At 53.0% G+C, this 20,703-nt stretch carries 21 protein-coding genes; 14 read left to right on the top strand and 7 right to left on the bottom strand.

Annotation, left to right across the window (positions count from 1 at the left end):
- The first annotated feature begins 196 nt into the window (after positions 1-196).
- The 6 genes from M0G74_RS01070 (at position 197) to M0G74_RS01045 (ending at position 4,362) form a co-directional block, all read left to right on the top strand.
- Positions 197-1,654, top strand: a complete 1,458-nt coding sequence (locus tag M0G74_RS01070) for an NAD-dependent succinate-semialdehyde dehydrogenase (protein WP_248213561.1) — start codon at positions 197-199, stop codon at positions 1,652-1,654.
- A 28-nt stretch (positions 1,655-1,682) separates the two neighbouring features.
- Positions 1,683-2,399 (top strand): tRNA (N6-threonylcarbamoyladenosine(37)-N6)-methyltransferase TrmO, encoded by a 717-nt coding sequence (gene tsaA / locus M0G74_RS01065; protein WP_248213559.1) that lies wholly within the window; start codon positions 1,683-1,685, stop codon positions 2,397-2,399.
- The gene (locus M0G74_RS01060; protein ID WP_248213558.1) at positions 2,399-2,938 is read left to right on the top strand and encodes a protein disulfide oxidoreductase; all 540 of its coding nucleotides are present in this window, start codon (positions 2,399-2,401) and stop codon (positions 2,936-2,938) included. The genes tsaA and M0G74_RS01060 overlap by 1 nt, the downstream gene beginning before the upstream one ends.
- A 230-nt stretch (positions 2,939-3,168) precedes the next feature.
- The gene (locus M0G74_RS01055; protein ID WP_248213556.1) at positions 3,169-3,309 is read left to right on the top strand and encodes a BrnT family toxin; all 141 of its coding nucleotides are present in this window, start codon (positions 3,169-3,171) and stop codon (positions 3,307-3,309) included.
- Positions 3,310-3,315: 6 nt separating this feature from the next.
- Positions 3,316-3,489: a hypothetical protein gene (locus tag M0G74_RS01050; protein ID WP_248213555.1), complete on the top strand. Its 174-nt coding sequence runs from the start codon at positions 3,316-3,318 to the stop codon at positions 3,487-3,489.
- A gap of 486 nt (positions 3,490-3,975) precedes the next feature.
- Positions 3,976-4,362 (top strand): hypothetical protein, encoded by a 387-nt coding sequence (locus tag M0G74_RS01045; RefSeq protein WP_248213553.1) that lies wholly within the window; start codon positions 3,976-3,978, stop codon positions 4,360-4,362.
- Between the two features lie 14 nt (positions 4,363-4,376).
- Here the strand turns inward: M0G74_RS01045 and yacG are convergent, their stop codons facing one another.
- The 5 genes from yacG to pilB form a co-directional block, all read right to left on the bottom strand.
- Positions 4,377-4,598, bottom strand: a complete 222-nt coding sequence (gene yacG, locus M0G74_RS01040; RefSeq protein ID WP_248213551.1) for a DNA gyrase inhibitor YacG — start codon at positions 4,596-4,598, stop codon at positions 4,377-4,379.
- Positions 4,599-4,626: 28 nt separating this feature from the next.
- Positions 4,627-5,238 (bottom strand): dephospho-CoA kinase, encoded by a 612-nt coding sequence (gene coaE / locus M0G74_RS01035; protein ID WP_248215275.1) that lies wholly within the window; start codon positions 5,236-5,238, stop codon positions 4,627-4,629.
- 4 nt (positions 5,239-5,242) lie between these two features.
- The gene (locus tag M0G74_RS01030) at positions 5,243-6,127 is read right to left on the bottom strand and encodes an A24 family peptidase (RefSeq protein ID WP_248213549.1); all 885 of its coding nucleotides are present in this window, start codon (positions 6,125-6,127) and stop codon (positions 5,243-5,245) included.
- Between the two features lie 12 nt (positions 6,128-6,139).
- Entirely contained in the window at positions 6,140-7,354 is a 1,215-nt protein-coding gene (locus M0G74_RS01025) for a type II secretion system F family protein (protein WP_248213547.1), read from the bottom strand.
- 126 nt (positions 7,355-7,480) lie between these two features.
- Positions 7,481-9,193 (bottom strand): type IV-A pilus assembly ATPase PilB, encoded by a 1,713-nt coding sequence (pilB, locus tag M0G74_RS01020; protein ID WP_248213546.1) that lies wholly within the window; start codon positions 9,191-9,193, stop codon positions 7,481-7,483.
- A 489-nt stretch (positions 9,194-9,682) separates the two neighbouring features.
- Here pilB and M0G74_RS01010 point away from each other — a divergent pair, with 489 nt between their 5' ends.
- From M0G74_RS01010 to M0G74_RS00995, 4 genes are all read left to right on the top strand, one after another.
- Positions 9,683-10,138 carry a pilin gene (locus M0G74_RS01010; protein WP_282449886.1) on the top strand — a complete coding sequence of 152 codons (456 nt, stop codon included), beginning with the start codon at positions 9,683-9,685 and terminating at the stop codon, positions 10,136-10,138.
- Positions 10,139-10,296: 158 nt separating this feature from the next.
- Complete coding sequence (locus M0G74_RS01005; protein WP_248213544.1) at positions 10,297-11,718, top strand: hypothetical protein; 1,422 nt, start codon at positions 10,297-10,299, stop codon at positions 11,716-11,718.
- A 241-nt stretch (positions 11,719-11,959) separates the two neighbouring features.
- Positions 11,960-12,631 (top strand): hypothetical protein, encoded by a 672-nt coding sequence (locus tag M0G74_RS01000; RefSeq protein ID WP_248213542.1) that lies wholly within the window; start codon positions 11,960-11,962, stop codon positions 12,629-12,631.
- A 181-nt stretch (positions 12,632-12,812) separates the two neighbouring features.
- Positions 12,813-13,085, top strand: a complete 273-nt coding sequence (locus M0G74_RS00995) for a YdcH family protein (protein WP_248213540.1) — start codon at positions 12,813-12,815, stop codon at positions 13,083-13,085.
- A gap of 66 nt (positions 13,086-13,151) precedes the next feature.
- Here the strand turns inward: M0G74_RS00995 and M0G74_RS00990 are convergent, their stop codons facing one another.
- Positions 13,152-13,538, bottom strand: coding sequence for a DUF2750 domain-containing protein (locus M0G74_RS00990; RefSeq protein ID WP_248213538.1), 387 nt, complete (start codon positions 13,536-13,538; stop codon positions 13,152-13,154).
- A gap of 212 nt (positions 13,539-13,750) precedes the next feature.
- Here M0G74_RS00990 and M0G74_RS00985 point away from each other — a divergent pair, with 212 nt between their 5' ends.
- Complete coding sequence (locus tag M0G74_RS00985) at positions 13,751-15,577, top strand: sodium:proton antiporter (RefSeq protein WP_248213537.1); 1,827 nt, start codon at positions 13,751-13,753, stop codon at positions 15,575-15,577.
- 200 nt (positions 15,578-15,777) lie between these two features.
- Positions 15,778-16,962: a PilT/PilU family type 4a pilus ATPase gene (locus tag M0G74_RS00980; protein WP_248213535.1), complete on the top strand. Its 1,185-nt coding sequence runs from the start codon at positions 15,778-15,780 to the stop codon at positions 16,960-16,962.
- Positions 16,963-17,000: 38 nt separating this feature from the next.
- On the opposite strand, the gene M0G74_RS00975 is transcribed toward M0G74_RS00980, so the two are convergent.
- Positions 17,001-17,870, bottom strand: coding sequence for a LysR family transcriptional regulator (locus M0G74_RS00975; protein WP_248213533.1), 870 nt, complete (start codon positions 17,868-17,870; stop codon positions 17,001-17,003).
- A gap of 106 nt (positions 17,871-17,976) precedes the next feature.
- Between M0G74_RS00975 and glyA the strand changes: the two genes are divergently transcribed.
- Both glyA and M0G74_RS00965 read left to right on the top strand, forming a co-directional pair.
- Entirely contained in the window at positions 17,977-19,269 is a 1,293-nt protein-coding gene (glyA, locus tag M0G74_RS00970; protein ID WP_248213531.1) for a serine hydroxymethyltransferase, read from the top strand.
- Positions 19,270-19,271: 2 nt separating this feature from the next.
- Positions 19,272-20,672, top strand: a complete 1,401-nt coding sequence (locus tag M0G74_RS00965; protein WP_248213530.1) for an L-serine ammonia-lyase — start codon at positions 19,272-19,274, stop codon at positions 20,670-20,672.
- Positions 20,673-20,703: the final 31 nt, after the last annotated feature.

Below are 20,703 nucleotides of genomic sequence, written 5' to 3'. Positions count from 1 at the left end.
CAAAGCTAAACTTGCCGGTTATAACTGAACCTTGAATTGAAGGTACAGATGGCTGGGTCAACCTTGCCAGACCGTCTGCGGCCAGGACGGCCGCAGCCGAGCCCCCATGGATGGGTTTACGGCGTGTCTGGCAAGGTTGACCCAGCCAGCTGTGCCGCCACAAAGCTCGCCGGCAACTACGAGGAAAGGACCCCAAATGCTTAATCTCAAAAACCCCGACCTGCTGCGCAAACAGTCCTATATTAACGGCCAGTGGGTGGATGCCGACAACGGCAACACCCTTGACGTCACCAACCCCGCCACCGGCGAAACCGTCGCCACCATCGCAAGCTGCGGAGCAATCGAGACCCGGCGTGCCATCGAAGCCGCCAATACCGCCTGGCCTGCCTGGCGAGACCTCACCGTCAAAGCCCGCGCAAAAATCCTGCGCGACTGGTACAACCTCATCGTCGACAACGCCGACGACCTGGCAAAAATCCTCACCGCCGAACAGGGCAAACCCCTGGCAGAAGCCAAAACCGAAATCATCTACGGGGCCAACTACCTCGAGTGGTTTTCAGAGGAAGCCAAGCGCGCCTATGGAGACGTCATAGCGCCGCCCTCCAGCGACAAACGCATCGTCGTCATCAAACAGCCGGTGGGCGTAACCGCCTCGGTGACCCCCTGGAACTTCCCCAGCGCCATGATCGCGCGCAAGCTCGCCCCGGCACTGGCCACCGGCTGCACCTTCATCGCCAAACCCGCGTCGGAAACCCCGCTGTCCGCATTGGCGCTCGCCGTACTGGCAGAAGAAGCCGGTGTGCCGAAAGGTGTCTTCAACGTCGTCGTGGGTAAAAGCTCGCGGGAAATCGGCAAGGAAATGACAACCAACCCACTGGTGCGTAAATTCACCTTCACCGGCTCCACCGCGGTAGGCAAACTGCTGCAGGCCCAGTGCGCCGAGACCGTCAAGAAAACGTCGATGGAACTGGGGGGCAATGCCCCGTTTATCGTGTTTGACGACGCGGATATCGATGAGGCCGTAAAAGGCGCAATCATTTGCAAGTACCGCAACGCCGGGCAGACCTGTGTCTGTGCCAACCGCATTTTTGTGCAGGAAAAAGTATACGACGAGTTCGCGCAGAAATTTTCCGCTGCCGTCAGTGCACTGAAGATGGGGAATGGTGCGGATGAGGGGATTGAAGTCGGCCCCATGATCAATGCATCCGCAGTGAAAGATGTAAAAGCCCTGGTGGACGACGCCCTGGGTAAAGGCGCCAAGGCGCTCAATGACGGTGGCCCCAGTGACATGGGTGAGTGCTTCTATACCCCCACCGTATTGACCGGTGTGGATGACACCATGAAACTCTTCAAGGAAGAGATCTTCGGCCCGGTCGCACCGCTGTTTAAATTTTCCAGCGAAGAAGAAGCCATTCGCATGGCCAACGATACCGAATTCGGACTCGCTTCCTATTTCTACTCCCGCGATATTGGTCGTATCTGGCGTGTGGCGGAGGGGCTTGAATACGGCATGGTGGGTATCAACGAAGGTATCATTTCCAACGAAATGGCACCCTTCGGCGGTATTAAAGAATCCGGTTCCGGCCGTGAAGGCTCCAAGTACGGCATCGATGACTACCTGGAAATCAAGTATCTGTGTATGGGCGGAATTTAGTATGGACGGAATTTAAAATGGGTGACATTTGAAGCCGAATTTAAATATCACGCCTGTAGCCGTAGCGCACACCTGCTTTACCGAGAAGTTCGGCATCCCCCGCCAGCCCCTGCTGGCGGATGCCAGTCGCGCTTCCATCAAATTATTGCCTCCATTCAATGACCCGGATGCGGTTGCCGGGCTGGAACAGCACAGCCACCTCTGGCTTACCTGGCAGTTTCACCAGGTCGCCGGCCAATGGTCCCCCAAGGTGCGTCCCCCGCGTTTGGGGGGCAACAAAAAGCTCGGTGTCTTCGCCACACGCTCTCCGTTCAGGCCCAACAATATCGGTTTGTCAGTAGTGCGCTTGATCGAAGTGCGCACGCATCCCAGGGTTGAACTGATCGTAGCCGGTGCCGACCTGCTGGACGGCACCCCGATCCTGGATATCAAACCCTATATTCCCTACGCCGACAGTGTTCCCGCTGCCACTAGTGCACTGGCAGAAGCGGCACCGGCGGCAACCCCGGTACATGTTCCCGAGGCGATTGCCCGGGTCGCGCAAAACTATCGCGACGACTGGGGCACGGATTTGCCCGAGCTCATCAAACAGGTGCTGTCTCAGGACCCCAAGCCGGCTTACCAGCAGCCGGACCCTGAGCGGATTTACGGTATGGCGCTCTGCGGTTTTAACCTGCAGTGGCGCTACGCCAGTGGAGAGATTGAAGTGACCGGGCTGAATGCACTGATCGAGGAAAGCAGTTAGTGAGCCAACCTGTGAGTCAGCAGTCAGCGTTGCGAAAACGTGGAATCTGGGCAAGTCGGCTGTGGTCGCTTCTCAAGTTTCTGCTGATGGCCGCGGTCATTGTCAGCGCGGTTTCCTGGTACCACGGCCGTAATATGCCCAAGGGCGTGGCGCCAGTGCTGGTTGCACCAGATATCAACGGTTTGCCGCTCGACCTGCAGTCGATGACGCAGAAGGGCCCGGTAATGATTTATTTCTGGGCAACCTGGTGTGGCTATTGCCGTGTGGTTTCCCCGGCCGTTTCCGACTTGGCGGAAGATCATCAGGTCATCACCGTCGCCCTGCAGTCGGGTACCCCGGAGGAAGTGGCCACTTACCAGCAGCAACACCACCTCAATTTTCGGACGATTAACGACCCGAGTGGGGCGCTCAGTGCCAGCTGGGGATTACGGGTGACCCCCACGATCGCCATTGTCGATCGCGAGGGCAAGGTCAGTGCAGTCACGTCCGGAATGACGTCAAAATGGGGGCTGAAAGCCCGCCTGTGGTTAGCGGACTAACCTGTGTTGGTTTGGATAAACAATACGGTGAAGCCTGCCTGGAATCTATCCACCTAAGTTAGGAACTGTCCGAATTTTCGGATTGACGAATTGCCCTTGGAGCTCGGACCCGTCCCCCATTGAGCAATCTGGAACGTTGGTACCCCAACTATTTTTGCCTCTACTCCTTTGCGTTTGTTAGTCTCCAATGATTGTTGGGTTCGCCAATTTGCCCCATGCAAGGAGAGAAGATGGAGTTTGAGTGGGATGAGAATAAAAGGCAGTCGAGTATCGAAAAGCACGGTATCGATTTCGTGGCTGCAGCTGCTGCATTTAAGGACAAAGACCGAATAGCAGCAGAACATACTCGCAAAGATTACGGCAAAGTTTGACTGATTATGTGTATCAAAAAATACACTGAAGAAGAGCTTAATAAGCTAAAAGACAAAACTGACTATGAAACGGTGGGTAATCTCACGGAAGAGGAAATCGAAGAGGGTTCTAAAAATGACCCTGATTCGTTGACTCCCACTGATGTGAATCTAAAAAAATTCAAAAAAGTTAGAAAATAATGACTGAAACACGGAAAGTTCCTGAGCCAAAAATGGACTTTGAAAATGATCACCCAGGTTGGGGCGAGTTTTTTCAGAATGTCCAGACATTGTAGACCGCAAATCATATTCTGATGCAGATAATCCGGTGCTTCTCGAGAGTAAGTTCGTGAGGCAAGACATATAGAGTATGTCGAGGGATGGCGGCAGACTGTCCTCTCGGATCAGCTAAAAAGCATTTGCCTGGAGCAGCGACTGGAATTTCACCGATTGCCCGTCGGAGAAAGTCTTGATCGCCTATTGATGTAAAACGATCTTGTGGAAGTGCGAGACCAGCCAGTAAACAGTAGCTTGTGTCAGCGTCGCGAACTCGCCCGGCCATCGGGTCGGCATTTTTATCCAGCAACGAATCTGATCCTATGCCACCACCCTAATCGGGCGTCCCAAAGCTTTCACTGAAGGGGTAATAACTGAATCTCTATATCATTAAAGACGCAGAAAAAAAACATGAAAAAATATTTACTAACGTTCTGGTTGTTTACTTGGAGAATATTTGGGCTCAGTGTTTTACTGATTGGTGTTCTAGGTGTCGATCATCATTTTGGAGTCATTTGGGCTATTCTTGCCGCAGCAGCTTATAAGTTGAAAGTTCATCTAATTATCGCGGCTTATTATGGTGCACTTGACGTATTACTTTGGAGCTCGAATATTGCCTTGTTATATACAGCTATATTGCCATTGTGGTTTTCATTTCGGGTTATCGTGTCATCACTGCCAGGAGCCAATGAAACCTATTACACAGGAACCTGGGATCAGCTCAAACACCTGCTTAAAAGGTATAGAAATAAACGTCATCCTCAAAAAGACCCAGCATCCCAGAGTGAAGGGGCTTGAGTAGCCGCTTGGAGCTAATGGCGTGTCTTGGTGGGATCCAGATCCTCACTCATCACATCATCGAACACCGGCTGTCCGGGAATCTTGTGGCCCTCACTGGCCCATTCACCCAGGTCGATTAACTTGCAGCGCTCACAACAGAATGGCCGAAAGGGGTTGGAAGTACTCCACTCAATGGGCTTTTTACAGGTAGGGCAGGGGACGCTTGGTTTGTCGGAAGTCGGGTGGTCAGGCATGGTAAAACTACTGGTTGAGGTGAGCGATTCACAGGTGACGGGCAATCTCTAGATACTGCTGGTGGATATTGTCCACCTGAGCCTCCAGCGACGCCAATGAGCCGCTATTATCCAGAATATCGTCCGCCTTTGCACACCGCTCTGCCCGTGACAGCTGTGCGACCATAATCTTGCGGATCTGCTCCGCAGAATTGGCATCCCGCGCACTGGCGCGGGCCAGTTGCATCTCTTCCGGTAAATCCACCACGCAGATACGCTGAACTAGCTCAGACTGGCTGGTCTCGATCAACAGGGGAGATTCCAGCATGGCGTAAGGGGCAGTGTGAATCTCTTTACTGGCGGTCAGCGACGCAATGATCTCGTCCCGGATCAGCGGGTGTGTCAGCTGTTCCAGCCAGACCCGTTCCGCCGGGTTGTCGAACACCAGTTTGCGCAGCCGAGCGCGATCCAGTGAACCGTCGGCGAGCAGGATGTCATCGCCAAAATGCTCGGCAATGGCCAGCAGTGCCGGTCGGCCGGGTTCTACCACAACCCGCGCAGCCCAGTCCGCATCCACCACATTCACACCGTGATGGCGAAACCGTGCCGCCGCTGCGGATTTTCCGCTGCCGATACCGCCGGTGAGCCCTACGGTAAAAATCACCTTAACTGCTCAGCCCGGAAACACGGAAGTACCAGCCCATAATCTGCTCGCCCCACAGCATGGCAATCCAGGCCGCGCCGGCGAGATAGGGGCCAAAGGCGATCGGCAGGTTCTTGTCCCGCCCGGAAATCAGTGTCCACAAAATACCCACCAGCGCGCCGACGGCGGCAGAGAGCAGAATCACCATCGGCAGCACCTGCCAGCCAAACCAGGCACCGATAGCCGCAAGGATCTTGAAGTCCCCGGCACCCATCCCTTCCTTGCCGGTCACCAGCTTGAAGATATGAAACACGCTCCAGAGTGCCAGGTAGCCGGCAATCGCGCCGATCACCGCATCTTGTAAGGGTGCAAACACGCCCCAGATATTGATCAACAACCCTGCCCACAACATTGGCAGGGTAATGCTGTCTGGCAGTAACTGCTTGTCGAAATCAATTCCGGTCAGTGCCACCAGCGCCCAGGTAAAGAACACCCCGGCCAGCGCCTGCCAGGTAAAGCCCAGCTGCCAGACCACGATAACGGTCAGAATACCCGTAACCAGCTCCACCATCGGGTAACGCTTGGAAATCGGTGCATCGCAATTGCCGCACTTACCCCGCAGCAGCAGGTAGCTGATGATGGGGATATTCTGCCAAGGCCTGATGATCGTCTCGCACTTGGGGCAGTGGGAGTGGGGCAGTACCAGGTTGAAGGTTTCATCCAGCTGCTTTTGATCGGCCGCAGAGGGCGTTTTTTCAAAGTAGCTGTAAAAATCCCGCTGGTATTCCCGCTCCATCATGATCGGGAGGCGGTGGATGACGACATTCAGGAAGCTGCCGACTAGCAGGCCTAAAACAAAAGCGCTGCTTAGTAGCAGCGCTGGATGGGAACTGAAATATTCGAGCATAATTGCCTGTTCTTATACAACCTGACCAAGTTGGAAAATAGGGAGATACATGGCGATCATCAGGCCGCCCACTAGTACGCCCAATACTGCCATGATTAAGGGTTCCATAAGTGACGTTAAATTATCTACCAGATTATCCACAGCCTCTTCATAGAAGTCCGCTGCCTTACCTAGCATTTCATCTAACGCGCCGGATTCTTCGCCAATAGCCGCCATTTGTACAAGCATAGAGGGGTATAGTCCGGATGCTCTCATCGCGCCGTTGAGCGGGATACCTGTTGCTACAGAATCTCGAATCTTTAATGTCGCCTCTTCATACACTACATTCCCGGTAGCACCTGCAACTGACTTCAGTGCGTCGATCAGTGGAACACCGGCAGCAAAAGTAGTAGATAGTGTTCGTGCAAAGCGGGCGGCAATAGAGTTGTAAGTTATTTGGCCGACAATTGGGAGCTTTAGCATTAGCTTGTCAAAAAAGTTCGCAACATTTTTATTGCGCTTTTTGGCTTCTATTATGCCGCCGACGCCGCCTACTATTCCGATAAAGGCAATAAACCAGTTGGCCTGCATCCACTCTGAAATTTCCAGCACGAATAGAGTAAATGCAGGTAAGTCGGCACCGAAACCTGCAAAAGTCTGCGCAAATTGTGGAACTACTTTAACTAAAAGAATAGCTGTGACAACCAAAGCAACAACAACTACCGCGATAGGGTAAGTCATGGCTTTTTTAATTTTTGCTTTGAGTGATTCTGTCTTTTCTTTATAAGTAGCTATTCGATCTAGCATTGTTTCGAGTGCGCCGGACTGCTCTCCGGATGCAACAAGGTTACAGTATAGAGAGTCAAACTGTACTGGATGCTTTCTTAGGGAATCTGCGTAACTAGTGCCTGATGCAACGTCGTCCCGAATCTTGAAAATAAGTTCTTTTAGCCCCTCATTATCAAGGCCATCAGCTACAATTTCGAAGCTTTGTACTAAGGGAACACCAGCCTTCATCATGGTCGCCATCTGGCGAGTAAAAATTGCAATGTCGCCTGGTTTTACCTTCTTTTTCCCGCCAAATAACGGCTTTGCCTTTTTCTGGACTTTGTTTGCTATGATTCCCTGACGGCGTAACTGGGCTTTAATCAGCGCGGGGTTGGCACTGTTTATTTCACCTTCTACCTTATTGCCTTTGGCATCCACACCTTTGTAAGTATAAGCGACTGCAGTGGCGACTTTGGCCATGGTGTTATTCCCAAGTTTTTATTTCAGTTGTTTAATGTTTAACTCTGCAGAGTTCTTTCTGCACGCTGACCACCAAATTGTATTTGGTTTCCACCTATATGCTGGCGAGCCTTGATCGGGTGACGCCTAATCATTGGTCACCCTATTTGCCTCCTCCAAACTGGTAACTCCCATGGCAACTTTTCGTAAGGCTGATGTGCGCAAGTTGTTAAATCCTTCTTTTCTCGCCTGATCGGCAATCTGAATCGAATTGCCGCCTTCCATTATAATGCGGGAGATTCCGTCGGTAATGCGAACTACCTCATACACGCCAACTCGCCCTTTGTAGCCATTGGAGCAGTGTTCACAGCCGACAGGTTGATAGATTTGCCACTCATTCTTGGGAATGCTCACCGTATCAAAGCCTTCTTGGGTCAGTATTTCTTCTGGGAGTTCCGCGGGCTTTTTGCATTCGCCACAAAGTCGCCGAGCCAATCGTTGAGCGATAATCACACTGACCGAGGTGGCAATATTGAATGTGGGGACGCCCATATTCATCAGGCGAGTCAGGGTTTCCGGTGCAGAGTTAGTGTGTAGAGTGGATAATACTAAGTGACCGGTCTGTGCGGCTTTAATTGCAATTTCGGCCGTTTCCAGATCTCGTATCTCTCCTACCATCACGATATCCGGGTCCTGGCGTAGGAAGGAGCGCAGCGCTTCGGCAAAATTGAGTCCCACCTTATTGGAGACGTTAACCTGATTGATTCCCTCCAGGTTGATTTCCACGGGGTCTTCTGCAGTAGAGATATTACGCTCGGCAGTATTGAGAATATTCAGTCCGGTATACAGTGAAACGGTTTTGCCGGAGCCGGTGGGCCCAGTTACTAAAATCATGCCCTGGGGCTGGGCCAGCGCATCCATATAGATTTTTTTCTGATCTTCCTCGTATCCGAGCGCATCAATACCGAGTTTTGCTGATGATGGATCCAAAATCCGTAGTACAATTTTTTCGCCCCAAAGAGTCGGCAAACTGTTCACACGGAAGTCAATGGCCTTGGTTTTGGATAGCTTCATCTTGATACGGCCATCCTGTGGTACTCGCCGCTCTGAGATATCCATTTTGGACATCACTTTTAGTCGCGCTGAAATTCGGGTGGCAAGCTGAATAGGCGGCCTAGCGACTTCATGTAGAACGCCATCAGTGCGCAATCGAACCCGGTATAGTTTTTCGTAGGGCTCGAAATGAATATCTGAGGCGCCGGTGCGGATAGCGTCCAGCAGTACCTTGTTCACAAAGCGAACAACCGGTGCTTCATCACCACCAGGCTCACTTTCATCATCGCGCTTAGGGTCTCCACCTTCGACATCGAGGCCGTCTAAGTCTTCATCATCCAGCCCCTCAAGCCCCCCTCCTATATCGCCACTATTGGAAAGAAAACTCTCAATGGCCTTGGTAAGTTTATCTGCCTCAACCAATACTGCATCGGTATTTAAGCCAGTGTTGAAGTTGATTTCGTCTAACCCTGCCAAGTTGGTCGGATCGGCTACAGCAACAAAAAGTCGATTCCCTCTCTTATATAAAGGAAGGGCGAAATGCTTACTGATGAGCTTTTCATCGACGATATCCTTGGGGAGGAGATCGAAGTTGTAGCTAGAAAGATCGAATAAAGGCGTGCCAAAGGCAGCGGAGGCGATATTTGCCAGATCCCGGCTTTTAATTAATTTAGCTTCCACAGCATGTTGGGCAAAACTCTGCCCTTCGCGCTTTGCTGCCTTAATGGCCGATTGGGCTGTTGTCTCGTCAATGGCTTTATCAGAAACCAGCCGCTTGGCCAGGCCGCTCAGAGGTATGCTACTCATGGGGGAACCGCTGTCTGTGAAAACTCAGTAAACTGAAATATGATCTGTATGTTTTTTGTTCGTTTTTCGCGGGGATGGGTAATCTGCCGCCAATAGTTACCTCAATATATCGAATAAGTGCGAGTCAGCCAATGTTCCGGATAGGTCTTGCTGCCACCCTGTGAACTGGGTACCTGACCTAACGACCTCTCAGCAATTTTGAGCCTGTTGAGTGCTTTGGGGTTGGATGCCTCTTGCTCATGTACAGATCGAGACGGATACCATCGTGGACTTAATTGATCTGACAAATTTCGTCACAAAGTTCCATTGGTTGAGCAGTTGAGGTAATTGAGGGGTAATAGTTGATCGTTTTGTGAGCTTTCTTCCATCTGAGGCGCTAACTGACGGCTATTTTCACGCTTGCGCGATTTGCCTCATTCCCTGTATTGTAATCGCCGACTTCCTCACGGGATTCATCCAAAAACAACAGTCTGTATGGAGACGGTTACAATGAAAAAGCAACAGGGCTTTACTCTTATTGAATTGATGATCGTAGTTGCGATCATCGGTATTTTGGCTGCGGTAGCGTTGCCAGCTTATCAAGACTATCAGGGACGTGCGCAGGCATCTGAAGCGATGACTCTGGCCAGCGGTCTGAAAACTCCGGTTACCGAAGCTCTTGGTGCTACCGGTGCTTGCCCGGCTAACACTGCTGCAGCAGTAGGTGAAATTGATGTGAGCACCAACATCAAGGGACAGTATGTTGTGTCTGTAGCAACTGCTGGTACTGCTCCTGATTGTACTATCACTGCAAAATTCGCAAGCGCTGGTGTTCACAAGGACCTGCAGGGCAAATCTATTCGTTTGACTGGTACTAAAACTGGTCTTAACGGTATTGCCTGGAAGTGCACCAACGTTGACGTTACCAATCTTTCCGTTCTGCCTAGCTCCTGTCGTGGGACCTAAGGTTTTAATACTAACGTAGCATGTAAGAATTTCATGACTTGTTAGTTTGAAAATCCCCGCTTATTCGCGGGGATTTTTATTTGGATGAAATGAAATAAGTTTAGTAAGGGGAATCTAATAGGTTTGAGAGCGTTTAGTTGTTTGGGGGAGGGGTACAGGTGAGCAAAATTATCTCAGGCGATCTCAAGTTATATCTAAGTGAAGGTAGCTTATCAGGTTGGTTTTTTCTGATTCTCTTGTGTATATGGTTTTTTATCTCTGTGGTGCCTGTAAATATTCCTAATACTGGAGACCTCTATAATTTTAAACGCCTACTTCAGGTTGCGCTTGTTTGTTTGATATGTGTCTATGCATACTGTTTGATGGTAGTCGCACCCCCTGTAATTGCACCCGCTGTAGATGCTTACTACTATTCCCTCGCACTCTTATTTTTAGCGTTTGTGTTTCTTCTATTCGCTGGGAGTTTTTTTTCTACTCATCCCATCCAGTCAGCGATGGAGGCCAGCCATTTTGTCCTTTTGTTTTCCGTTTTTTTATCTGGGGTGTATCTATCTCGCGCAAACCTATCTCAGAAGTTGCTGTTGTTTTTCATGTTTTGCTATCTCAGTTTGATACTGAGGGCGCTAATATACTTGTACCTAGAGATTGTTGAGTCTGGTGTTATCCGTCCAAGCGTTTTTTATCCGACAGTGACCTCCGTACGGTTTTTTAATCAAATTCAGGTTTTCTTTATTCCTTTACTTGCTGCTTTTCTTTGTCATCGGCGATTCTCATTGGGTGCGGCAGGGCTTTTATTTGTAAGTCTGTTTCTAGCTATATCTGGAGGGGCGCGGGGGCTGCTGGTTTCTATAGTTGCAGCCGGATTACTTTCTTTTATATTACTCCCAGCGATGCGCCAGACGTTGGCACGCTCCGCCATAGTTCTTGTTTTTGCCTTTCTGTGTTATGAGCTTGTGACATGGAATATTGTTGTCGGGGATGATCCAGGCGAAACATCTCCTTTTCGGATGCACACGTCGGGCCGAAGTGCGATTTGGTTGGAGCTGACCGCAGCCATAACTCCTATGCATTCGCTGTTAGGTGCTGGTACTGGGGCGTATGCATTTACGGAATTTTCGCGAGTCGAAGGTCACCCTCACAATAGCTTGCTGCAGTTTTTATTTGAGTGGGGGGGGCTCGCAACGGCGATTTTTATAGGTTTGCTTTGGTTTATTTTCTATAGAGGAGTGAAGTACATAAAATGCTCTCAGCTTCGAGGTCAAAATATCGAATATGAAGCAGCACTTCTAATTACTATACTATCTTCGGCGATATATTCGTTATTTAGCGGAATATTTGTTATGCCAATCCCGCAAACTCTGTTTTTTTTATACCTTGGTTTGTTGTGGGCTAAGATTTCTCCGATATCACAGCTGGATTACGGAAAATTCGCGCTATTTTTTAAGGGCTTAGTTGGCCTTTTCCTTTTGATTGTCTTAGTTTATTACGCGTGGGTGGTCGCGGATTTTTATCAGCAGCAAAGTACTATTACTGGGTTTCGTGGGCCAAGGTTTTGGGGGAATGGTGCTCCTCTAGAGTGAGCGAGAACTTAGAATTTTGGGGCAGTCTGGGATATAGCAGTAGCCTGGGCCGCTTTTGAACGTAAGATGGGGGGCAAAAGAGTTGACCACTACAGGCCTGCTACCGGGACGCGTACATGACGGTAACCTCCCTTTGTCGCCATTGAAAATGAAATACCCGCCTTTTAACTGAATCCTCACCGTCTTCACACAAAGTACACATATAATCCCCGGCATTTCTAACATAAAAGGAATTTGTGCTATGTCCGGCGGTGCCAACAAATCATTTTTAAGCAACCCTATCAGCTTTTTGAGAAATAACGTCCTGACCATCGACGTGCAGTCAATGGTGACCACCCCCTCGCAAAATGGAGGTTTGGCCAACTACTCCGCGAAGCACAATCAGGGTGGGCTGGTTACCGTCAATATCGCCAAAGACCCTGTTAATAAGGGGCTGAAGAGCACTGGTTCCGCTGCGGTTGCTTATAAAGTGTCCGAGGCCAGTGGGGCTCCTTCTAAGTATTCCCACCAGTTCTCTGCTTACTACCTGCCGTTTATGAACAACGATTTCCGGGTAATGAATCTCGGCAATGCAGCGGACTTCTTTTTTACCGATACGATGAACGGCTGCTCTTTTGCCTGCGGTGCGGGTAATCCGCCAAAGATTGGGCACTTTAATCGCGTATCCGGGCCGAACGACATGATCGACCAGAATGCGATCGATGGGGATATTTCCGGCCAGTTCCCGGGCGGCGTGCTGAAGTCCCTGAAAAAGACGGACTACAAAAATGATGTTGGCGAGGCGGCGTCTTTGGTGGGGGTCCGGACGAATGGTACTTGGGCGTTTTACTACCAAGTGTATTCCGTCGCCGGGGTGACCAAGACTGGCAAGGTTTATCAGATCGCCGATGGTATGCCTGCGACCGTTCGCTAGTGTCAGCCGGTTAAATTTCCAACTTTTTTCGTTGCTTACCCTCACTGTACTTGTGAGGGTGGCACTTTGTCGGCGCTATATGGCCTACCGATAGCGCTAACCTAGGGGTTCCGTGACCGACTGGACAGCTTGGCCTTGTCTACCGAGAATTCATTTCGCGCCAATCGAGACTAGACTTGAGGTGTTAACCAACGCTGACGAGGAGTCCCAGTCGATGGCCATGCGCACCCTGGAAACCGAATTTCCCGATCTCGCCGACAGTATCCGCCACCTGATTCAAGACAGTATTCAGTTCAAGACCGACAGAGACAATTACCACAAGCTGGATAAGGCCATCCGCGGTCTGGAAGAGCGTGGTGTGGCCACGGATGATAGCCACTTCAATGAGCTGAAGATCCAGCGGGCCCACCTCAAGGATCAGTTGTATCGACAGGCCAAAAACCACCAGCACTAAGAACCACCAGCACTAAGATTGGGTTTTGGGCTCGCCGCCTCGTTCCCTGTGGACCGGGGCGGTCGCTCAGAAGCGGGCTAGTTCGTCACGCAGGTCCTGTTCGAGATCCTTAGGCTCGGTAATCCAGACACTTTCATCCGATCCCGGAAAAACACCCACTTCGATTCCGTCCTTTTTCAGGCCCGGCAGCCAGCGGTTGAGGAACTGGGGCAGGGGAATACTTCTGGGGCTCAGGTCCGCGTCGCTACCGGCATGCGCCTCGGCAAACTCGATGCTGGGCCATACTGGCAAATAGTCAAAGCCGCCATCTTCGTCCGAGTGCAGCTTCAGGAAGTGCTCGTCGCTATTGATCAATATCCACACTTCCCGCTCTTCACCGACCAGATCCAGAAAGTACTCGTAGCGTTCTTCACAACTGAGGTCGAGAACGGCTTGGAGGTCATTGTTACTCATTTTGGGACCTGTGTTTTCAATTGGATTTGGGGGGAGCCTACAGGGGATTGATCGACGGGTGAAGCCGGATTGTCGAGGAGCCGTGCAGTTATAGTGTGGCTTTGGTACGAACCGTCGATGCCAATGCCGTCGACACCGATGGATTTTCCGCGATTACGTGCACAATGATACTCTCGCTCTCAAACATTCCCTGAATTCGGCAGGCAAATATTATGGAAGATATCCTCGCAAACCCCATGGCGCTGTTGGTGATGGTGGGGATTGTCTCGATTGCCTGTCAGTACCTTGCCTATATGCTCAAGTTGCCGGCGATTTTGCCACTGCTGCTTGCAGGGTTAGTGCTGGGGCCGGTGACGGGCATTCTCGATCCGGACGCTCTGTTTGGTGACCTGCTTTTCCCGATCGTATCGCTGGCGGTTGCCATCATCCTGTTCGAGGGGGCGCTTACCCTTAAGTTTTCTGACCTCGCCGGGCATGGCACCATGGTGCGCAATTTGTGTACTCTGGGTGCCCTTGTGACCTTTCTGGTTGCGACGCCTGCTGCGCACTATTTTCTCGGCATGCCGATGCAAATGGCCGCCTTGTTCGGCGCCATTGTCACGGTTACCGGGCCCACGGTGATTGTGCCCATGTTACGCACGGTGCGTCCGAATACCCGCATTTCAAATATTTTGCGCTGGGAGGGGATTGTTATTGATCCCATCGGCGCACTGCTTGCGGTGTTGGTCTACGAGTACATCGTTGCGTTGCACGGTGCGCTGGAACATACCCTGATCACCTTCCTCAAAGTCGTGGTCATCGGTTTTGGCGTTGGTTCCTTGATGGGGTATTTCGTGGGTTCTCTGCTGCGAAATAACTGGGTACCACACTATCTGCGCAATACGGCGGTACTGACACTGATGCTCGGCGCCTATGCTGCCTCCAACCTGATGACCCATGAATCCGGCCTCCTGACGGTGACGGTGATGGGCATCTGGATGGCGAATATGAAAAACCTGGATGTCGATGACATTCTGGAGTTCAAGGAAACCCTCAGCGTACTGCTGATTTCGGCACTGTTCATCCTGCTTGCCGCGCGCCTGGAATTTTTCACGCTGACACAGCTGGGTTGGGGCGCGCTGCTGGTACTGGTGGCGATCATGTTTGTTGCCCGCCCGCTTTCGGTATTTCTGTCCTCTCCCGGTTCCGGTTTGAGCTGGCGTGAGCTGGCGCTGCTCAGTTGGATAGCGCCACGGGGGATTGTGGCTGCGGCAGTCTCCGCACTCTTTGCCCTGAAGCTGGATAGTATTGGGCTGCCCAAGTCCGAATTGCTGGTGCCGATGGTGTTTCTGGTGATTATCGCCACCGTTGTGCTGCAGAGCCTCACATCCAAAACGGTTGCCAAGCTGCTGGGCGTGCGCGCGCCCTATCCCAATGGGTACCTGTTGTTTGGCGGTGGCAAGTTTGCGCGCTTGCTGGCGAAAGACCTGATGGAGAAGGGTGTTCCGGTGCGGATTGCGGATACCAACTGGGACGCAATCCGCGAAGCGCGCATGGAAAATATCCCCACCTATTACGGTAACCCAATCTCCGAGCACGCAAGCCTGACTATGGACTTATCCACAGTGGGCAAGGTGCTGGTATTGTCGGCCTACAAACAGCTCAATCCCTTGGTGACTTACCACTTCGAGCACATACTCGGTGATGGCTCGGTACTGGGATTAAGTAACGGTGCCCAGGAAGGGAGGGCCAGCCACAAGGTGTCGGAGGAGTACGCGAAAAAGCTGGAGCTCTTCTCTGACAGTGCAAGCTACAGCCGTCTTGCCAGCCTGGTGGCAAAAGGGGCAACGATCAAAACCACCCGCCTCACGGAAGCCTTTACCATTGAGGATTACCGGGAAACCTATGGCAACCGCGCCACGCAGCTGTATGCGGTAGACCCACAGGGGAAAATCCATATCAATACGATTTCCCACGAGTTTGAGCTAAAGCCGGACTGGCAGATTGTCAGTCTGATCGCGCCAGAGGAAGGCGGCGAGAAATTGGTAGAAAAAGAGTAGCGGCTCTGCCCCCCGAAAAAGGGAAAATGTTTATCGATGGTTTTTATCGGCTGCGCGCATAGTCCTGTCAGCTTTCGATAGTTGGTGTTCAATTATTGAACCGCAAAAACGAGACTCTTGTCTCGTTTTTTATTTGCGATGCATCACGGTTTTGGTAGTCTCTGCGCTCGACGATTTTCGCGCCAGCAGGAACTGAATCAATGGATTTCACCGGTTATCTCCGTGTACTTGCCAAAAACGATGGCTCTGACCTTTACCTCAGTACCGGAGCACCGCCCTGTGCCAAGTTCCAGGGCGTGCTGAAGCCTCTGGGCAAGGAGCCACTTGCACCCGGGGAGATCGAGAAGATCGCCACAGAGATCATGGACGAGGAGCAGCGCGAGGAGTTCAAGCGCGAGCTGGAAATGAACCTGGCGATGACCATCCCCCATGTGGGGCGTTTCCGGATCAATATCTTCTGGCAGCGCAACCAGGTTTCCATTGTTGCGCGAAATATCGTCACCGAAATTCCGAAATTTGATGATCTGAAGTTACCGCCTATCCTCAAGGATGTGGTGATGGCCAAGCGTGGCCTGGTGCTGTTTGTCGGTGGTACCGGTTCCGGAAAATCCACCTCTCTGGCAGCGCTGATCGACCATCGCAACACCAACAGTGGTGGACACATCATCACCATTGAGGATCCGGTAGAGTATGTGCACCGACACAAGAAGAGTGTGATCAACCAGCGGGAAGTCGGTGTCGATACCCGCAGCTTCCACGCCGCCCTGAAAAATACCCTGCGCCAGGCGCCGGATGTCATTCTGATTGGCGAGATCCGCGATCGCGAAACCATGGAGCACGCCATCGCCTTTGCCGAGACCGGACACCTGGCGATCTCCACGCTGCACGCCAACAACGCCAACCAGGCCCTCGATCGTATTGTTAACTTCTTCCCGGAAGAGCGCCGCCCACAGCTGCTGATGTCCCTGTCGCAGAATATCCGCGCTTTTGTTTCCCAGCGTCTGGTACCAACGGTCGATGGCAAGCGCTGTGCCGCGGTGGAAATCCTGCTGGGCACCCAGACGATTAACGAACTGATTCTCAAAGGTGAATTCCACAACATCAAGGAAATGATGGAGAAGTCGGAAAACCTTGGTATGCAGACGTTTGACGGCGCGCTGTTCAAACTCTACGTGGAAGGGCGGATCAGCCACGAGGAGGCGATCAAGAACGCGGACTCTGCCAATAACCTGCGTTTGCGTATCAAAATGTATGAAGAGGGGAAAAAACCTAAAGTCGTGCCCGAGGAAGGAGAGGAGAAAAGCGAAAACACCGGTGCTACTGGAGGCTTTTCATTATCACTCGAAACCCTGGAGGACGAAGAGGAAGAGGCGCTGTACTTTTGATGTTTCTTTCGTTTGTCGTGTAACGGCGGCGCGGGCGGTCACTGCGCATTCAATCCACTCTGCAAATGCTCCGCCAAACGCATCGCCGCTTCCGTCGGCCGGCGGTTTTTGAAGTGCAATCCGATGGAAATCTCCCCAAGTTTCGGCAGGCTGCGGGAGGGTCTGAGTACCCGTAGGGACTCCGGGACGGTACTGCGGCAGAGGGCGGTAATGCCAAGGCCCGCTTCCAGTGCGGACTGGATGCCATTGAGGTCGGGGATGGTGAAGACGTTGCGCGAGGCGATGCCCGCGGACTGCAATACGGATTCGGCGCGCTTGCGATAGATGCAGCCATCCGGTGCCAGTACCAGGGGTAGTGGCTTCAACAGGTGTGCGGAATGCTTGTGGCTGGCGACCCACACTAAATCATCGCGAATGACCAGCTGTCCTTCGGCGGTATCCGGTTTCTCCTGCAGCGCCAGAATCAGATCAAACCTGTCCCTGTTGCCTTTTGCCAGCAGGTTTCGGCTGAGGTCGCTGGTGACCTGCAGCGAGACCTCGGGGTAGCTCTGCGAGAATTGCCCGATAATCCGCGGTAGCAATACCGAGGCGAATTCGCTGGGAATCCCCAGGTGCAGTTTCCCGGTTACCGATGCGCCACTGAATTCGAATACCAGCTCGTCGTTGAGGGCGAGGATTCTCTTGGCCTGGTCGTAGACCCGCAGGCCACTCTCAGTCAGGTTCAGGGTGCGCCCCGACCGCAATAGCAATTGCCTTCCTAGCCGCTCTTCCAGCTCCTTTATCTGTCGACTGATCGCCGGCTGCGTGCGCGCCAGCAGCTCACCGGCCTGGCTGAATCCACCGTTGTCGACCACAGTAACCAGCGTCCGTAGCCACTCGGTGGGAAGATTCTTGTGGGTAAGTCGCATAAGAAAATCTTATAGAAGAATAAGAAGTATAAATTTAACAGATTCTATCGGCGGGGCTAGCATCGCTCAATACATAAGAATCCGAACAAGGAATCAGGAGCGAGATATGGTCCACCCAGATGCCCACCCAGATACCCACCTGCAGGTCGCCGATGGCGAAATATTTGCGGCCATCCAGGCCGAAGCCGAACGTCAGGAGGCGCATATCGAGCTGATTGCTTCCGAGAACTACACCAGTCAGGCGGTGATTGCGGCACAGGGCTCGGTACTCACCAATAAATACGCCGAGGGCTATCCGGCCAAGCGCTATTACGGTGGCTGTGAGCATGTGGACGTGGTGGAGCAGTTGGCGATTGACCGCGCCCGGAAACTGTTCGGTGCCGAATACGCCAATGTGCAGCCGCACTCCGGTTCCCAGGCCAATGCGGCCGTTTACATGGCGTTGTTGCAGCCAGGTGACACTTTCCTCGGACTTTCCCTGGATCACGGTGGTCACCTGACCCACGGTGCCAAACCGAACTTCTCCGGCCGCCTGTACAACGCGATCCAGTACGGACTTAACCCGGAAGCCGGCGAGGTGGACTACGATGAGGTCGAGCGGCTGGCGCTGGAGCACAAGCCGAAAATGATCGTGGCCGGTTTCTCCGCCTATTCCCAGGTGATGGACTGGACCCGCTTCCGCGCGATTGCCGACAAGGTTGGTGCCTACCTGTTTGTGGATATGGCGCATGTGGCGGGTTTGGTCGCCGCGGGGCTGTATCCCAACCCGGTGCCGGTCGCCGATGTGGTGACTACTACCACCCACAAGACCCTGCGTGGCCCACGTGGTGGTTTGATTCTGTCGCGCGATGCCGAGGGTCTCGGCAAGAAATTCAATTCGCTGATCTTTCCCGGTATCCAGGGCGGCCCGTTGATGCATGTGATTGCCGCCAAGGCGGTGGCGTTCAAGGAAGCGCTGGCTCCAGAGTTTGTCACTTACCAGCAGCGGGTGATCGACAATGCCAAAGCGATGGCCGCGGTATTTATGGGCCGTGGATTCGATATCGTTTCCGGCGGTACCGAGAACCACCTGTTGCTGATCGATCTCAGCAAGCGCGGTGTGACCGGCAAGGCGGCTGATGCCGCACTGGGCAGGGCACATATCACCGTCAACAAAAACACGGTACCCAATGATCCACAGTCGCCGTTCGTTACCAGCGGTGTGCGTATCGGTACGCCCGCGATCACTACCCGCGGTATGGGTACCGCTGAGGCGGAGCAACTGGCGAGCTGGATGTGTGACATCCTGGAACAGCTTGAGCAGCCAGAGGCTCTGGCAGACACGCAGCAGCGGGTGCGCAGTGAAGTGGCAGCACTGTGTGCGCGCTTCCCGGTATACCGGGCGCACGGAGCGGGCTGAAGATGTCACTGAGTGTTTTTGATCTGTTCAAGATCGGTATTGGTCCTTCCAGCTCCCATACCGTTGGACCGATGAAGGCCGCCGGCCTGTTTCTGCAATTGATGCGCGACAACGGCTGCTTTAACCAAGTGGTCAGGGTATCTGCACATATGTTCGGTTCCCTCGGTGCCACTGGTGTCGGCCACGGCACCACCAAGGCGGTGATGCTGGGGCTCGAAGGTGAGCAGCCGGAGCTGGTGGATACCGATACCGTCGACGAGCGTGTGGCCGCCGTCGAACAATGCCGCAGCCTGAACCTCGATGGCGAGCGGATGATTGCCTTTGACCCGGAGCAGGACCTGCTGTTGATCGGTGAAGAGGAATTGCCGCTGCACGCCAACGGCATGCGCTTTACTGCCCTCGATGACCGCGGACGGGTAATGGCGGAAGAGGTGTACTACTCCATCGGTGGCGGCTTTGTGGTGACAGAGGCCGAGGCCGAGTCGGACAACGCCCTGGAGCAGGCGCGTGCGGTGCGCTACGAATTCAACACGGCAGAAGAGCTGTTGGCAATCTGCACCCGTGAAAAGCTCAAGATCAGCGATGTGATGCTAGCCAACGAAGCGTCCTGGCGCAGCGAAGCGGAAACCCGCGCTGGCCTGATGAAAATCTGGCAGGTCATGCAGGACTGTGTGACCAATGGCATGCACAACGAAGGCATTCTGCCCGGCGGCCTCAAGGTGAAGCGCCGCGCGTCCAACCTCTACCAGCAACTGCGCAGCCGCCCCGAAGCCTGCCTGTCCGACCCGCTGTCGGCACTGGACTGGGTGACCCTGTATGCGCTGGCCGTGAATGAAGAAAACGCGGCCGGCGGTCGCATTGTTACCGCGCCCACCAACGGCGCCGCGGGCATTATCCCGGCAGTGCTGCACTACTTTATGCGCTTCTCCAGAAACCCCACGGAAGAAGACGTTATCCGTTTCCTGCTTACCGCGGCCGCGGTGGGCATCCTGTTCAAGAAAAATGCCTCCATCAGCGGTGCTGAAGTCGGGTGTCAGGGTGAAGTTGGTTCTGCCTGCTCCATGGCTGCTGCGGGCCTCGCGGAAGTACTCGATGGCACGCCGCAGCAGGTGGAAAACGCCGCGGAAATTGCCATGGAACACAACCTCGGGCTCACCTGCGATCCGGTGGGTGGCCTGGTGCAGGTGCCCTGTATCGAACGCAATGCCATGGCCTCGGTAAAAGCGATCAGTGCCGCACGCATGGCGTTGCGCGGCGATGGTGAGCACTTTATCTCCCTCGACAAAGTCATCCGCACCATGCGCGATACCGGTCGCGACATGCAGGACAAATACAAAGAAACCGCCCGCGGCGGACTGGCGGTAAACGCGATCGATCTGCCGGTCAGCGTTGTTGAATGCTAAGTACAAGCCAACCAAGAAGAACAAGCTAATA

Origin of the sequence: Microbulbifer sp. CAU 1566 (genome assembly GCF_023156515.1) — a bacterium.
GTDB lineage: Bacteria > Pseudomonadota > Gammaproteobacteria > Pseudomonadales > Cellvibrionaceae > Microbulbifer.
This window is presented reverse-complemented; position numbering and strand designations above follow the sequence as displayed.

What these genes read in the sequence shown, in the direction of transcription:
- glyA (WP_248213531.1), top strand. Translation starts at nt 17,977, where the DNA reads ATGGTCCACCCAGATGCCCACCCAGATACCCACCTGCAGGTCGCCGAT.
- M0G74_RS01000 (WP_248213542.1), top strand. Translation starts at nt 11,960, where the DNA reads ATGTCCGGCGGTGCCAACAAATCATTTTTAAGCAACCCTATCAGCTTT.
- M0G74_RS00965 (WP_248213530.1), top strand. Translation starts at nt 19,272, where the DNA reads ATGTCACTGAGTGTTTTTGATCTGTTCAAGATCGGTATTGGTCCTTCC.
- pilB (WP_248213546.1), bottom strand. Translation starts at nt 9,193, where the DNA reads ATGAGTAGCATACCTCTGAGCGGCCTGGCCAAGCGGCTGGTTTCTGAT.
- M0G74_RS00980 (WP_248213535.1), top strand. Translation starts at nt 15,778, where the DNA reads ATGGATTTCACCGGTTATCTCCGTGTACTTGCCAAAAACGATGGCTCT.
- yacG (WP_248213551.1), bottom strand. Translation starts at nt 4,598, where the DNA reads ATGCCTGACCACCCGACTTCCGACAAACCAAGCGTCCCCTGCCCTACC.
- M0G74_RS01010 (WP_282449886.1), top strand. Translation starts at nt 9,683, where the DNA reads ATGAAAAAGCAACAGGGCTTTACTCTTATTGAATTGATGATCGTAGTT.
- M0G74_RS01070 (WP_248213561.1), top strand. Translation starts at nt 197, where the DNA reads ATGCTTAATCTCAAAAACCCCGACCTGCTGCGCAAACAGTCCTATATT.
- M0G74_RS00975 (WP_248213533.1), bottom strand. Translation starts at nt 17,870, where the DNA reads ATGCGACTTACCCACAAGAATCTTCCCACCGAGTGGCTACGGACGCTG.
- M0G74_RS01045 (WP_248213553.1), top strand. Translation starts at nt 3,976, where the DNA reads ATGAAAAAATATTTACTAACGTTCTGGTTGTTTACTTGGAGAATATTT.
- M0G74_RS01025 (WP_248213547.1), bottom strand. Translation starts at nt 7,354, where the DNA reads ATGGCCAAAGTCGCCACTGCAGTCGCTTATACTTACAAAGGTGTGGAT.
- M0G74_RS01030 (WP_248213549.1), bottom strand. Translation starts at nt 6,127, where the DNA reads ATGCTCGAATATTTCAGTTCCCATCCAGCGCTGCTACTAAGCAGCGCT.
- M0G74_RS00990 (WP_248213538.1), bottom strand. Translation starts at nt 13,538, where the DNA reads ATGAGTAACAATGACCTCCAAGCCGTTCTCGACCTCAGTTGTGAAGAA.
- M0G74_RS00985 (WP_248213537.1), top strand. Translation starts at nt 13,751, where the DNA reads ATGGAAGATATCCTCGCAAACCCCATGGCGCTGTTGGTGATGGTGGGG.
- M0G74_RS01050 (WP_248213555.1), top strand. Translation starts at nt 3,316, where the DNA reads ATGTGTATCAAAAAATACACTGAAGAAGAGCTTAATAAGCTAAAAGAC.
- M0G74_RS01055 (WP_248213556.1), top strand. Translation starts at nt 3,169, where the DNA reads ATGGAGTTTGAGTGGGATGAGAATAAAAGGCAGTCGAGTATCGAAAAG.